The 12471-nt window shown below is 51.8% G+C and carries 15 protein-coding genes; 13 read left to right on the forward strand and 2 right to left on the reverse strand.

Translation table 11 applies throughout. From position 1 onward, the window contains the following. The first annotated feature begins 1 nt into the window (after position 1). From DS743_RS01195 to DS743_RS01225, 7 genes are all read left to right on the forward strand, one after another. Positions 2-388: a fluoride efflux transporter FluC gene (locus tag DS743_RS01195; RefSeq protein WP_035183586.1), complete on the forward strand. Its 387-nt coding sequence runs from the start codon at positions 2-4 to the stop codon at positions 386-388. Positions 389-392: 4 nt separating this feature from the next. Beyond that, positions 393-752 (forward strand): fluoride efflux transporter CrcB, encoded by a 360-nt coding sequence (crcB, locus tag DS743_RS01200; RefSeq protein WP_035183582.1) that lies wholly within the window; start codon positions 393-395, stop codon positions 750-752. Continuing rightward, positions 749-1498 (forward strand): hypothetical protein, encoded by a 750-nt coding sequence (locus DS743_RS01205; protein WP_035183579.1) that lies wholly within the window; start codon positions 749-751, stop codon positions 1496-1498. Before crcB ends, DS743_RS01205 begins: the two co-directional genes overlap by 4 nt. A 213-nt stretch (positions 1499-1711) precedes the next feature. Then, positions 1712-2608 (forward strand): GGDEF domain-containing protein, encoded by an 897-nt coding sequence (locus DS743_RS01210; protein ID WP_231128326.1) that lies wholly within the window; start codon positions 1712-1714, stop codon positions 2606-2608. A 266-nt stretch (positions 2609-2874) separates the two neighbouring features. Beyond that, a complete protein-coding gene (locus DS743_RS01215) occupies positions 2875-3285 on the forward strand; it encodes a DUF2304 domain-containing protein (RefSeq protein ID WP_035183577.1) in 411 nt (136 codons plus the stop codon). Positions 3286-3369: 84 nt separating this feature from the next. After that, positions 3370-3828 carry a low molecular weight protein-tyrosine-phosphatase gene (locus DS743_RS01220; protein ID WP_002880020.1) on the forward strand — a complete coding sequence of 153 codons (459 nt, stop codon included), beginning with the start codon at positions 3370-3372 and terminating at the stop codon, positions 3826-3828. 96 nt (positions 3829-3924) lie between these two features. Continuing rightward, positions 3925-4581: an NAD(P)H-binding protein gene (locus DS743_RS01225; protein WP_035183575.1), complete on the forward strand. Its 657-nt coding sequence runs from the start codon at positions 3925-3927 to the stop codon at positions 4579-4581. An 86-nt stretch (positions 4582-4667) separates the two neighbouring features. Here DS743_RS01225 and DS743_RS01230 read toward each other — a convergent pair whose 3' ends face one another. Beyond that, a complete protein-coding gene (locus tag DS743_RS01230; RefSeq protein WP_035183572.1) occupies positions 4668-6299 on the reverse strand; it encodes an APC family permease in 1632 nt (543 codons plus the stop codon). Positions 6300-6558: 259 nt separating this feature from the next. Between DS743_RS01230 and msrA the strand changes: the two genes are divergently transcribed. Continuing rightward, positions 6559-7086 (forward strand): peptide-methionine (S)-S-oxide reductase MsrA, encoded by a 528-nt coding sequence (gene msrA / locus DS743_RS01235; RefSeq protein ID WP_013439283.1) that lies wholly within the window; start codon positions 6559-6561, stop codon positions 7084-7086. A 16-nt stretch (positions 7087-7102) separates the two neighbouring features. Beyond that, positions 7103-7951 (forward strand): patatin-like phospholipase family protein, encoded by an 849-nt coding sequence (locus DS743_RS01240; RefSeq protein WP_035183570.1) that lies wholly within the window; start codon positions 7103-7105, stop codon positions 7949-7951. 85 nt (positions 7952-8036) lie between these two features. Here the strand turns inward: DS743_RS01240 and DS743_RS01245 are convergent, their stop codons facing one another. Then, complete coding sequence (locus DS743_RS01245) at positions 8037-8918, reverse strand: metal ABC transporter solute-binding protein, Zn/Mn family (protein ID WP_013439285.1); 882 nt, start codon at positions 8916-8918, stop codon at positions 8037-8039. A 106-nt stretch (positions 8919-9024) separates the two neighbouring features. On the opposite strand from DS743_RS01245, the gene DS743_RS01250 reads away from it, so the two are divergent. The 4 genes from DS743_RS01250 (at position 9025) to DS743_RS01265 (ending at position 12461) form a co-directional block, all read left to right on the forward strand. Further along, positions 9025-9546 (forward strand): VanZ family protein, encoded by a 522-nt coding sequence (locus DS743_RS01250; protein ID WP_025895189.1) that lies wholly within the window; start codon positions 9025-9027, stop codon positions 9544-9546. Between the two features lie 82 nt (positions 9547-9628). Then, the gene (locus DS743_RS01255; protein WP_035183568.1) at positions 9629-10360 is read left to right on the forward strand and encodes a YebC/PmpR family DNA-binding transcriptional regulator; all 732 of its coding nucleotides are present in this window, start codon (positions 9629-9631) and stop codon (positions 10358-10360) included. 159 nt (positions 10361-10519) lie between these two features. After that, positions 10520-11491, forward strand: a complete 972-nt coding sequence (comGA, locus tag DS743_RS01260) for a competence type IV pilus ATPase ComGA (protein WP_035183566.1) — start codon at positions 10520-10522, stop codon at positions 11489-11491. After that, positions 11463-12461 carry a type II secretion system F family protein gene (locus tag DS743_RS01265; protein ID WP_035183563.1) on the forward strand — a complete coding sequence of 333 codons (999 nt, stop codon included), beginning with the start codon at positions 11463-11465 and terminating at the stop codon, positions 12459-12461. The genes comGA and DS743_RS01265 overlap by 29 nt, the downstream gene beginning before the upstream one ends. Positions 12462-12471 lie beyond the last annotated feature (10 nt).

The following is a 12471-nucleotide window of genomic DNA, read 5'->3' on the forward strand; positions in this document are numbered from 1 at the left end:
AATGGATACAGTAAAAAATTATCTCAGCGTGGCTTTTTTTGCCTTTTGGGGCGGTCTGGCCCGCTATGGCTTAACGGAAGCACTTTCCTTTTACGGGACGGTGATTGCCAACCTTTTGGGCTGCTTCCTCCTGGCCTTCCTGACCTACTTTTTCCTGAGAACGTCTAATAGCCGAGCCTGGCTGACCACAGGCCTGGGGACGGGCTTCGTGGGAGCCTTTACGACTTTCTCCAGCTTCAACCTGGATGCCTTCAAGCTGCTGCTTGGCGGGCAAAATTTCGGAGCTTTGCTTTACTTTACCGGCACGATCGCGGCTGGCTTCCTCTTTGCCTGGGCGGGCAAGCAGGCGGCTAACTTCGCCGCGGGCAAACTTTTGGAAAGGGGGTAACAAGATGATTTTCGCGGTTGGATTCGGCGCCAGCCTGGGGTCTGTGGTCCGCTATGCTTTGACCAGTTATGGCAAGAAGCACTGGATGCAGGGGACGGCCTGTCCTCGGCCGACTCTTTTGATCAATCTGACAGGGGCCTTTTTCCTGGGCCTGGCCTTTGCCTTGCGGCTGCCGGCTAGCGTCTATGCCTTCTTGGGCACCGGCGTCTTGGGCGGCTACACGACTTTTTCCACTTTGAACACGGAAATTGTCTCTTTGGCTGATAACGGGCAAAAGCACGTCCTCAAGCGCTATTTGCTGGCCAGCTATTTGGGCGGGGCGGTCCTTTTAACTTGCGGATATTATCTTGGAAGCCTGCTATGAAAAAAAGTCAACTGATTCTGCGCAAGAGCCTGTGCAGCCTGGCAGCCATAATTTCCCTGGTCGCTCTTTTGAGCAGCCCTGTCACTTTTAAAATGTATGAGGTCAAGGACTATGCGTCCAGTTTGATCGACACTTTTGCCAACCAAAGCGATGGCAGCGCCATGTCGATCGCGGCCAAAGCCGCGGTAGAATCGGGCCTGAAGCAGGACCTGGTTGACCAATTGCCAGACAAGGTGGAGATTAGCGAGTCCCATCTCAGCCTCTACCGGCTGGTTTCCCGCTACCGGCAAAACAAGCGCCTGCAGTCCAGCGATTTAAAGCTGCCAGCCAAGAACAAGGTCCAGCTTTTTATGGATGACTTGATCCTCTATTTGGTCAACAGTGAACTGAAGGTGCATGAAGGGGAATTGCAGCAGATTACGCAAATCTACCAGCTCTCCTTGTGGATCATCTGCGTCCTTTACTTGCTGGGCGTGGTCCTGCTCCTCTTCAACCGTTACTGGTCCTGGCTGCCTTTTGTGCTGGGAGCGGCCAGTGCCTTTGGCTTCCAGGTCTTTATTGCCCATACCTTGACGGAAATGGTCCAAAAGGAAGTTTACTCCAAGATGCTGTTCACCTATTCTTGGGGCAGCTGGGCCGGCTTTCTTCTGGCCCTAGCCCTGGCCGGCTACCTTTTTTATCTGGATGTTTGCCGTTATCGGGCGAAGGGAAAGGCTAATAAGAATAAAGAAGCGAATAATAATTAAAAAACTATGTTAAGAGTCAAGGCGGCTAGTCTTGGCTTTTTTCATGCTGGGAAAAGCCCCGCATTTTCTTATAGGAAAGCAGTCCCAGCTTGCTCTGTTATAACAACTAATGGGGTAACACCAACCTACCTCTGCAGCTTTAAATACAAATTAATTTATGCTTAAAGATTTTTGCCAGTTTGCAGGCAAACCGTGTTTATTAGGAGTGGTTTTATGAAAAAAAGAGCGAAGCAGGCTGAGCTGGCTAAAATCGCGCAGAGCGAAGCACCAATAGCACTTTATCAATCAAAAAATAAGCAGATTAAAGCCATAGCCGTGTCTAAGGGCCTGTGTGAGCTCTATGGCCTGCCGGCGGCTGAGCTTAAACAGCTGCTGGACCAGGACCTGGAAGCAGACTGGGTCACTCTAATGGAAATCCATGGAGATGTGGCCAGAAGCACTCATAGCTGGCAGCGGCCAGGAGTCGCTGAATTCTCAGCCAAGCAGCAGGCAATCAGTCTTGCAAAGGCAACAGTTAGCTTAAGCAAGCTGGATTTGTTTAATGAGGACAGTTTGTTTTTGACCGATCCTCAAGCAATCGCGGCATCTTTTCCGCAAATCGTGGCCTGCTATGGGGATGACTACCAGTTAAACAACGGTTTGCTGGCACCATTCTACGAAAGAGGGGAATTGAGAGGCCTGGTAGCTGTTGAAAACCTCAACCCGGCCTTGAACCTGGATTTAAATGACTTGATTGAACTGACGGCCGACTTCGTTGGAGCCAAGGTAACCGGCAAAAATTTGGAAGAGCAAAGAGATACTGATGTCTTGACCAAGCTGAATGACCGCCACCCTTACCTGGCCAAGCTGAACTTCTACCAGAAGTCCCAGACTTCAAGAACGGTGGGCGTGGCCTTCATGGACTTGAACGGCTTGAAAAAGGCCAATGATGAACTGGGTCATGATGCCGGGGATAAAATGCTGATTGCGTCCGGAAACTTGATCAGCCAGGCTTTTGGCCGCGACTATGTCTACCGGGTCGGCGGGGATGAGTTCGTGGTTTTGGATGACCAGAGCAGCCAGACGGAATTCGAAAGTCATTGTGCTGCTTTTGAGAAAGCTTTAACCTAGCCGGCCAGCCCATCGATCTCAATTGGTGCTGAATGGTGCCCGGACTCCCATTATTTGCGGGAAGCAGTTGAGAGAGCCGACCGGAAGATGCGGCGGCAGAAAAACGACTTTTACAAATCGCACAAGCGCTACCGTTGATGCTGGAGCAAAGAGGAAGAGGTTTAGTGATGAAAAAAATAACCGTACCATGTTTTATTCGCTGATCATGGCCTTAATTATGCTTGCTTTAGGCATCGTCAGCTTCTGGGGCCGGAACCAGGACAGCTTTGAAGGGCTTTTACCAGCCGGCTGGCAAGCTTACCGCCTGCAGCCTGGGCAATGACGGGGCTTTTCTGGCCAACTATGTCAGAAAGAATGCCCTCCGGGTGGGGCTGGGCATCGTTTCTGTCGTCATGGGCTTGACCCTGCTGCTTTTTTCCATCTTCGCGCCTTTGACCAGCGCGTTCAAGCGCAGCCTGGGTTACTACTCAGTGGCCTCGATTTTATTTGCCGTCTTGCATATGCAGGAAGAGATGCAGCTGACGGTGCTTTTTGGCCACTACCATGTCTGGTGCCTGTTTACCTACCCGGTCATGGTGCTCTTGCCATTTTTACTGATTATGACCATCAACGCGCAGCTGGAACAGGCTTTAAATGAGCGGAAATCCGAGCTCTACGCGGCTGCTAAGCAAGATTAAGAAGGGGACGCCAAGGCGTCTCTTTTTTCTTTAAAAAAGCTGCATGCTATAATATTTCTTACACTTTAGGGAAAGGTGACAAAAATGCAAAAAATTTTGTTTTTATGCCATGGCAACATTTGCCGGTCGCCAATGGCCGAATTCATCATGAAGCAGCTCCTGGCTGAAGCCGGCAAGACTGACCAGGTCGAAGTTGCTTCCGCGGCCGTGACCGGCGATGAAATCATTGGTGGAGTTGGCAATCCAATGGACCCCCGGGCCCAGCGAGAACTGGCCAAAAACGGGGTGCCATTTAGCCAGCACCGGGCCCGGCTTTTGACCCGGGAAGACTATGACAAGTATGACTACTTGATCGCCATGGACAGTGAAAACTTCATGGCCATGAACCAGATCTGCGGGGGTGACCCGGAAAGAAAGCAGTACAAGTTGCTCCAATTTGCTGGTAGCTATGCTGACATTGATGATCCCTGGTATACAAATGACTTTGACCTGGCCTTCCAAGAGATCAGCCGGGGCTGCCGAGGCCTGTTAGACCAGCTTTAGGCGAGGAATTTACGAAAACGCTTAAAGCGAGTACAATTAAGGGTGTAAGTTGTAAGAAAATTTTTAATTGCTTATGGCAATAGTAAGGATTTGTTTATGAAAAAGTATGTTATTTTGCACCCGACCGGCCGGATCTCCCGCCTGGTCATCAAGCACTTGCTGGCTGACCCCCAGTTCAGCGATGTGGAGCTGGAGCTTTTGACCCAGCGGCCGGAACTTTTGGCCGACCTGGCAAAGGGCGACCGGATCAAGCTGACTGAAGGAGCGGCAACGGACCTGGACAAGATCCTGGCAGTTACCAAGGATGCTGACCTGGTCTTCTTGGGCAAGGTTGATGACAAGAAGTTCACGGTGATTAGCAAGAACCTGGTCAAGGCAAGCCAGGAAAACGGCTTTGACCGGGTTATCGAATTAAGCCTGGCCGGCCTTTACTATGAAATTCCTGGGGAATTCGGCACCTGGGTTGATGAATGGGTGGGTTCCGGCCGCTTTTTGCCAGCCAGAGAGGCTGCCCACCGCCTGGAAGAAGCTGACCTGGACTACACCTTGATCAGAATGCCTGCCTTGACCGACTGGCTAGATGTCAAGTACTCCTTGACTGGCCGCTATGACGAGTTCGTCGGCACCTCTGTTTCAAGAGCCAGCGTGGCTGACCTGGTCTTAAAGATCATGGCTGATCCAAGCCAGTACTCCCAGGCCAGCGTTGGCATCTCCCAGCCGGAAACGGCGGGTTATGTCCGGCCAGTTTACTAAAATAAGTCAGAGAAAAAGGCCTGCACGCGCGTGCAGGCCTTTTTGGTTTAAAAATATTGTATATTGTTTTTTAGCCGTTATTGCCTTTACTTGCTGGCTTTTGCCCCTTTTGGCAGGCGGCGGCCAATCAGCCAGACAGCCAAGAGGGCAATGACTGATTCAATGACAATGTAGAGGGCCCGCAGCTTGATAGTGCTCCCGCCCAGCCAGACATTGAAGACGATTGAGCCCAAAACCAGGGCAATCATCCAGGTCCATTGCTGCTTGTCAAAGGCCAGGCCGTATTCTTCTTCTCTTCTGCGGATGCCTGGGAAGATCCCGCCCAGGCCGATCAAGACCAGGCAGGCCACGATGTTGATGGAGAGTTCATACCACCAAACCCAGCTGCCTTCCTTGACGTCTTGCGGCATGAAGCCTAAGACCGTAGCGACAGCCGTGACGGCCAGGAGGGCAAAGCCGACCCACCAGGCGAAGGTGTCGTTTTTAATGTAGCGGTAAACTGACGGGTACTTGGAGGAGTTTTTGCCTCGGACCTTCATGAAGGAGTAGAAAATCCAGCAGGTAACGGCCGGAGAGATGATCCCGTTCAAGTTCAAAAGCCAGTTGAAGATGTCGTTCATGTCTGGCAGGAAAATCCCCAGAACCATGATGAAGCCGCTCAAAAAGACAGTCAGAATGTAGCCGTTGATCGGCAGGCCGTCCTTGTTGGTCTTCTTGAGGAACTTCGGCATGTACTTGTCCCCGGTGTCGGAGATCAGCATTCTGGTCATGGCGTCCAAAAGGACGGACAAGAGGGCCACATTGTAGAAGAAGGAGGCCCAGGCGTAGATGTAGACAAAGAGCTTGCCCACGCCGAATTGCTTGCCCATGGCGCCGAAGACGTAGTATTCACCGTTCATCTTCAAGTCGTTTGGCATGTGGTTGGCATCGATGTAGATGCCCAGGGCAATTGAGCCGAAGATGGTCAAAAAGCAGGTCATGAGGGCCAGGGCGATCATGGCCTTAGGGAATTCCCGCTTGGGGTCCTTCATCCGGGTCACGTATGGGGCGACCAGCTCAGACCCGTTGACGGCATAGATCAGCATTCCCACGGTTGAGAAGTATTTAAGGTCAAACTTGGGGATGATGGTCTTCCAGGTAAATGGCGTCGCGGTCTTGCCGCCGGACTTGGCCAGGCCGGAAAAGGCCAGAAGCACGAAGAGGATGGTCATGATGAACATGGCCCAGCCCCCGATGTTGGACAAGACTTCCATTGATTTGGAGAATTTGTGTTCCAGCAGGGTCAAAAGGATAAAAATGACAAAGGTGATGGCCGTAAACATGGCCGTTGAGAGGAATTTCGGGTCCTCAAACTCGTCAGTTCCAGTCAACCCCCAGCCAACGTCAACCAAGAGGCAGTTGGCCGTGTCGACCACGTAAGGAATCGAAGCGGCCCAGTAGGTCCAGGCCGTGAAGTAGCCTAAAAATTCACCGTCAGTGGCTCTGACCCAAGAGGAGAGTCCGCCACCTTCATGGTTGAAAACTGAACCTAAGTGGCCAACGATCAAAGCGTAAGGAACCACGTAAAGGAACATCATCAAAACCCAGGAGGTGATGACCGCCATCCCTTGGTTTTGGAAGTTGTACATGATGTCTTCCAGCCCGATGACCGTGACAAAGGCCATCATGGCTAAAGTCTGCCAGGAAATATAATTTCCCTTTTTATCTAATTCGTCCATAAAAAATCCTTCCTGTTAAACAAAGTGTACTAACAAGAAGCCAGGCCCGGGGACTTGTTTAGCGATACCATTTCCATCTCCAATCTAGCAATTATTAAGCTTTTTTAAAGCAAAATCTATTTTACAGTGCTTATAAGGAGAAAAAAAGCCTTTTAACCATGATAGCGGTTCCTGGGCGAATATTTTCTGAGCAGAAGATTTCCTATCTGTTTTCTTTGGAGTACAATGAAAGACAAGTTAAATTTGACGAGGTGATTTTATGGAGAAAAAATTAGACAGCGCGATTTTCGCGGGCGGCTGCTTCTGGTGCATGGTGGCCCCTTTTGATACTTTGCCAGGTATTGAGAGCGTCACGGCGGGCTACACGGGCGGGCACGTGCCTAATCCGACTTATGAACAAGTCTGCAGCCATACGACTGGCCACACGGAGGCGGTCAAGATCGTCTTTGACCCGGACCTCATGTCTTATGAGGACTTGCTAGGCTACTACTGGCAGGTAACGGACCCGACTGACGCCAGCGGCCAGTTCCAGGACCGGGGGGACAACTACCGGCCGGTGATTTTTTACAATTCACCAGAGCAGAAGGCAGCAGCGGAAAAGTCCAAGCAGGAACTGGCGGAAAGCGGCCGCTTTGATGATCCGATCGTGACCAAGATCGAACCGGCAGCGCCTTTTTACGCGGCTGAAGACTACCACCAGCAGTTCTATTTAAAGCATCCAGACCGCTACGCGGCTGAAGAAGCCGGCGGCCGGGCCCAGTTTATCAAGGAGCACTGGGGCAAGTAGGCATAAGGGGGATGGCATGAAGAAGGGTTTAGTGATGGAGGGCGGCGCCATGCGGGGCCTGTACACGGCCGGGGTGACGGACGTCCTCATGAAATATGGGATCAAGTTTGACGGGGCAGTTGGCGTTTCAGCCGGAGTGACCTTTGGCTGCAACTACAAGTCCCTGCAGCCCGGGAGGGTTTTACGCTATAACCTCCGCTATGGCAGCCGGCCCCAGTTTAAGAGTTGGCGGTCCTGGCTCAAAACCGGGGATCTCTACGGGGCGGACTTTTGCTACTATACCCTGCCGGAAGTACTGGATCCTTTTGACACCGCGGCTTTTGCCAGAAACCCTATGGACTTCTGGTGCGTGGCAACGGATGTGGAGACGGCCCAGCCGGCCTACCACAAATTGACTACCGGCAAGGGGCGGGACGTGGTCTGGATCCGGGCTTCAGCCTCGATTCCCGTTTTCGCCCGGCCGGTTAAAATCGGGGGCCACGCATACTGGGACGGGGGCGTCAGCGACTCCATCCCGGTCCGTTTTCTTTTGGACAAGGGCTATGACAAGGCAGTGGTCATTTTGACCCAGCCGGCTGGCTATCAAAAAGAACCATCGCGTTTGCAGCCAGTCGTTGACCGGATCTTGAAAAAGTACCCGGCTGTCGTGGCGCGCCTAAGGCAGCGGCATGTGGAATATAATGCCTGCCTGGCTTATATCGCCAAAGAGGAAGCAGCCGGCCGCCTCTTTGTCTTCCGGCCCAGCCAGGACATCGGCGTCAGCGCCATGGAGAAGGATCCCAACCGCCTTAAGGCGGTCTACCGAGTCGGCGTGAGGGATGCCAAGCGGCAATTGGCGGCCTTGAAGGAATTTTTACAAGATTAAGCACAAAAAACGGTGACTGAGCTAAGGCTCAACCACCGTTTTAATTTGCACTTGTTAAGTGCTTTTTCTTTATTCTCTTTTTCTTTTAGTCGCCGAACTTAGCCAGCTTCTGGTAGTTGGCCAGCATCCAGTCGGCATAGCTGACCTTGTTTGGCATGGTTTCGCGGACTTCCACGATTGGGATGCCTTGCTTCTTGGCCTTCTTGACGAAGGACTTGACCGTGTCGGAGCTGGCCTGGGTGTTGTTGACGAAGAAGGTGATCTGCTTTTTCTTGATGGCTTCATTCATCTGGGCGATCACGGCCGCGCTCGGGTCGGTTTCCTTTTCAGTGGCTTCTTCAAAGTTCTTGTTGCCGATCTTGAAGCCGGTCCGCTCTAAAGCGTAGTCAAAAACCGGCTCGCTGACAAAGACCGGCTTGGCCTTGCTGCCCTTGATTCCGTCAGCAACTTTTTCGATCTTGGCGATCTTCTGCAAATACTTCTTGCCCTGGGACTGGTAGTAGCTGGCGTGCTTTTTGTCAAGCTTGCTGAGCTTCTTGACCAGGTAGGCGACGTACTTTTTCGGCATATTTAAGTTGTACCAGATGTGGGGGTTGGCGCTGGAATCCAGCTGCATCAAGTCTTCCCCGACCTTGACGGCTTTCTTGCCATTAGAGGCGGCCAGGTTGCCCATCCAGCTGTCATAGCCCATCCCGTTGGCAACGATGATGTCAGCGTCAGCCACCGTCTTGGCCGCATTGGTCGTCGGCTCATAGTCATGGGGGTCAGAGTTGCCGTTGGCGATCAAGGCGGTAGCCTTACCATACTTGCCGACGATGTTTTGCGCGATGTCGGCGTAAATGTTGGTCGAAGTTACAATCTTGATCTGGCTCTTGGAACTTTGTTCATCCTTGGCGCAGCCGGCTAAAAAGAGAGTGGTCAAAAGCAAAATTGGCCAGATAATTAACTGTCTGTGTGTTTTCTTCATGTCTTTTCCTTTCAAGATCTGCAGCTTGCCTGCAAATCATATTAGAATACGGGAAAAATAGCCAAAAGTCAATAAGAATGACGAAAATAATGGTAAAATAAACTACATGAATGATTTTAAGTTTAGCAAAAGAGAAAAGATTTACCTTCTCCTGGCCCTGGCTGTCTTGGTCATGCTCTTCATCTCAAGCTCGATGACCTACCATGAGCAGAAGATGAAGGCCGGTTTTATCCATACCTACCTGGGCTGGCTGGAAGATTTAATCCACCGGCTCAATATCTATTACGGCGGGGTCTGGCACAATGTCAAGACTGACGGGTCAGCTGGCTTCACCCAGTTCGTGGTCCGGAAACTGGCCCACTTTACCAGCTACTTCTTCTATGGCCTTTTTGCCTATTTGGGCTTAAGAAGAGATTTCGTTATCAAATGGACCGGCCCCCTCTTTGTCTGGGCCAGTGCCTTTGCCTTCGCGGCCATGGATGAGTTCCACCAGTTCCTGACCGGGGACCGGACCCCCAGCGTGCATGACGTGATGCTGGATGCCAGCGGGGCCTTGCTGGCCATTGTTTTGGCGGTGATTTTTTATCAAGTCAAGCAGGGCAGGGAGCGAAAAAAGTCGGCCATTTAGGGGCTGAAACCGTTGAATTTCTGCCCTTCCTGAGTTATTATAAAAAAGTTGATTATATTAATTACAGAAAGAAGGATCCTAAATGTCAGGACATTCAAAATGGCACAATATTCAAGGCCGCAAGAATGCGCAAGACGCTAAGAGAGGGAAGGTTTTCCAAAAGCTCTCCCGTGAAATTTACATGGCTGCAAAGAGTGGTGGTCCTGACCCTTCAGGTAATCCAAGCTTGCGTTTGGTCATGGACAAGGCACGGGCTGCCAACATGCCAAAGGACAACATCCAACGGGCCATCAAGAAGGCTGAAGGCAACTCAGACGAACACTACGATGAAGTAACTTACGAAGGTTACGCACCGGGTGGTGTTGCCATCCTTGTTGAAGCCTTGACTGACAACAAGAACCGGACTGCCTCATCCGTACGCCTGGCCTTCACCCGTAACGGCGGCAGCCTTGGTGCTACTGGGTCAGTTGCCTACATGTTCGACCGCAAGGGCTACATTGTAATCGACCGGTCAACTACTGACGCGGATGAAGACCAAATGCTGATGGACGTCATGGAAGCCGGCGGCGACGACCTGCAAACCAGCGACGACGCTTACGAAATCTACACTGACGCCAAGAGCTTCACTGCTGTCCGCGATGCTTTGGAAAAGGCCGGCTACCAGCTGGCAGTTTCTGAACTGACTATGGTGCCGCAAAACACCACTCCAGTTCCAGCAGACAAGAAGGAACAATTCGAAAAGCTGGTTGACGCTTTGGAAGACGACGATGACGTTTCCAACGTTTACACCGCTGCAGCTGACGAAGAAGAATAATTAAGCTGTAAATAAACTATACAAAACGCGACTTTCTGTGGAAAGCCGCGTTTTTTTATGCTCTTTTACGATTTTTTGGAAAAATTTTGCCTTCTCAGAAAAAAATCGCCACTTTTGGCGTACTAGTAAGTGGAGGAGGAAAAAAGAAAGGAGGACCTTGTGGAAGTTGCAGATAAAGCCCGGCAAATGCTGGAAGAAGCAGTTAGGATCCGGGCCAGTGACATCTTTTTCCTGCCGAAAAAGGGCAGCTATAAACTTAGTCTGCGGGCCGGGGATCTGGAGGAAAGGCCGTCCCTGACCCGGGAGGCGGGAAATGAACTGATCAACTGGTTTAAGTACCAAGCTGAAATGGATATTGCCGAACACCGCCGCCCCCAGGTCGGCAGCATGGCTGTCAATTTGGCGGGGCAGGACTACTGGCTCCGACTCTCCAGCGTGGGTGATTACCGGGGGGAGGACTCATTGGTCATCCGGATCATCTATGCTTTGGGGGAGAGCCGGTACTTTTTCCCGGACCAGTTCAGGGACCTGGTGGGCCTTTGCTGGCTGCGGGGGATGATCGTGACCAGCGGGCCGACTGGGTCGGGTAAGACCACGACCATGTATGAACTGGCCAGAAAGCTCAGCCAGACGAAAATGGTGATGACGATTGAAGATCCGGTGGAAGTGTATGAGGAGAGCTTTTTTCAAGCCCAAGTCAATGCCGGGGCCGGGATCAGCTATGCCAGCCTTTTAAAGGCGGCTCTTCGTCACCGGCCGGATGTCTTAATCATCGGTGAAATCCGTGATGAAGAGACGGCCCATTTAGCGGTTGACGCGGCATTAAGCGGCCACCTGGTTTTAGCCACAGTGCATGCCAAAAGTACCTACCAAACCATTTCCCGCTTGGAGAGCCTGGGGGTTAAAAATAATGAACTGGTCAACTGCTTGACGGCGGTTTCCTACCAGCGCCTGCTGCCAGGGGAAAAGGGGCCAGCCTGCCTGCTGGACTTGGCCAGCCGGGAGGACTTGCTGGCGGCTCTGGGGCAATCCGTCAGAGGAAATTTCGCGGCTTGGGAGGAAAACTTAAGCAGGCTGGTGGAGAAAGGAGAGATAAGCGCGGATGTGGCAAGGCAATATAAAGGCGGCTAAGCTGAAGCAGAGTGAGCAGGTGGAGCTCTTGGCCTTTTTGGCCAACTGTTTAAAAAACGGCTTTTCCTTGACCAAGAGCTTGCAGCTCTTGCCCCTGCTTTGGCCCCAGCGGAAAAAGCAGCTGGCCCGGCTGGATGAAAAAATGCGGCAGGGAGAAGAACTGAGTCAGCTTTTGGCGGGCCTGGGCTTTAACAAGACGACGGTGACTCAGCTGGACATGGCACTTAGCCAAGGGCGGCTAGATGAATCCCTGGCCCAGCTGGCCCTTTTGGGGCGGATGAAGAATGAACAGGTCAAGAAGCTGGAGGGGGAACTGTCCTACCCGATCGTTTTGGCAGGGATGATGACCTTGATTTTGATCTTTATGCAGAACTTTTTGTCGGTAGAATTTGCTGGCAGTTCCGCTAAGCAGGGGGACCTGCTCTTGCTGATTTTAGTCTTTTTGCTGGTTTTGGTCATCATGTTAGTCGTTATCGCGGCAGCTTACATGAAGAAGCAGGACTACCAGTCTTTTAAAAAGCTACTGGCCTGGCCGGTTTTCGGGCCAGTGGTGGCCTTGTATGGCCAGTATTTGATCTCTTATGACCTGGGCATGCTTTTGGCCAGCGGCTTTTCCCTGCAGCAGATGTGTGACTTTGCCTGCCGGCAGGCGCCGGGGTCACTGCAAGAAGAAGTGGGCCGGCGGGCAAGAGACGCGATTCTGCGGGGCAAGAAAGTGGAAGAGGTTATCCAGAAGGAGCCATTTTTGAGCCAGGACCTCTTGATGCTGCTGCAGGCGGGCAGTGAACGGGAGGAACTGAGCCGGCAGTGCCTGCTTTTGTCCCGGCTTTTGTTCAACCGCCTGCGCCAGAAGCTGTCCAAGCTAATTGTCAACGTGCAGCCGGTCTGCTTTATCTTGATCGGCCTGTGCATTATTGGAATGTATTTAAAGCTGCTTTTGCCGATTTACGACAGTATGCAGCAGCTTTAGTTTTGCGGAG

It is taken from the genome of Lactobacillus leichmannii (genome assembly GCF_024701915.1).
GTDB classification, from domain to species: domain Bacteria; phylum Bacillota; class Bacilli; order Lactobacillales; family Lactobacillaceae; genus Lactobacillus; species Lactobacillus delbrueckii.

Excerpts from the sequence above, each read along its gene's own strand:
- DS743_RS01265 (WP_035183563.1), top strand. The coding sequence starts at position 11,463 with ATGTGGCAAGGCAATATAAAGGCGGCTAAGCTGAAGCAGAGTGAGCAG.
- DS743_RS01220 (WP_002880020.1), top strand. The coding sequence starts at position 3,370 with ATGCAAAAAATTTTGTTTTTATGCCATGGCAACATTTGCCGGTCGCCA.
- msrA (WP_013439283.1), top strand. The coding sequence starts at position 6,559 with ATGGAGAAAAAATTAGACAGCGCGATTTTCGCGGGCGGCTGCTTCTGG.
- DS743_RS01250 (WP_025895189.1), top strand. The coding sequence starts at position 9,025 with ATGAATGATTTTAAGTTTAGCAAAAGAGAAAAGATTTACCTTCTCCTG.
- DS743_RS01225 (WP_035183575.1), top strand. The coding sequence starts at position 3,925 with ATGAAAAAGTATGTTATTTTGCACCCGACCGGCCGGATCTCCCGCCTG.
- DS743_RS01240 (WP_035183570.1), top strand. The coding sequence starts at position 7,103 with ATGAAGAAGGGTTTAGTGATGGAGGGCGGCGCCATGCGGGGCCTGTAC.
- crcB (WP_035183582.1), top strand. The coding sequence starts at position 393 with ATGATTTTCGCGGTTGGATTCGGCGCCAGCCTGGGGTCTGTGGTCCGC.
- DS743_RS01195 (WP_035183586.1), top strand. The coding sequence starts at position 2 with ATGGATACAGTAAAAAATTATCTCAGCGTGGCTTTTTTTGCCTTTTGG.
- DS743_RS01210 (WP_231128326.1), top strand. The coding sequence starts at position 1,712 with ATGAAAAAAAGAGCGAAGCAGGCTGAGCTGGCTAAAATCGCGCAGAGC.
- DS743_RS01245 (WP_013439285.1), bottom strand. The coding sequence starts at position 8,918 with ATGAAGAAAACACACAGACAGTTAATTATCTGGCCAATTTTGCTTTTG.
- DS743_RS01255 (WP_035183568.1), top strand. The coding sequence starts at position 9,629 with ATGTCAGGACATTCAAAATGGCACAATATTCAAGGCCGCAAGAATGCG.
- DS743_RS01205 (WP_035183579.1), top strand. The coding sequence starts at position 749 with ATGAAAAAAAGTCAACTGATTCTGCGCAAGAGCCTGTGCAGCCTGGCA.
- DS743_RS01230 (WP_035183572.1), bottom strand. The coding sequence starts at position 6,299 with ATGGACGAATTAGATAAAAAGGGAAATTATATTTCCTGGCAGACTTTA.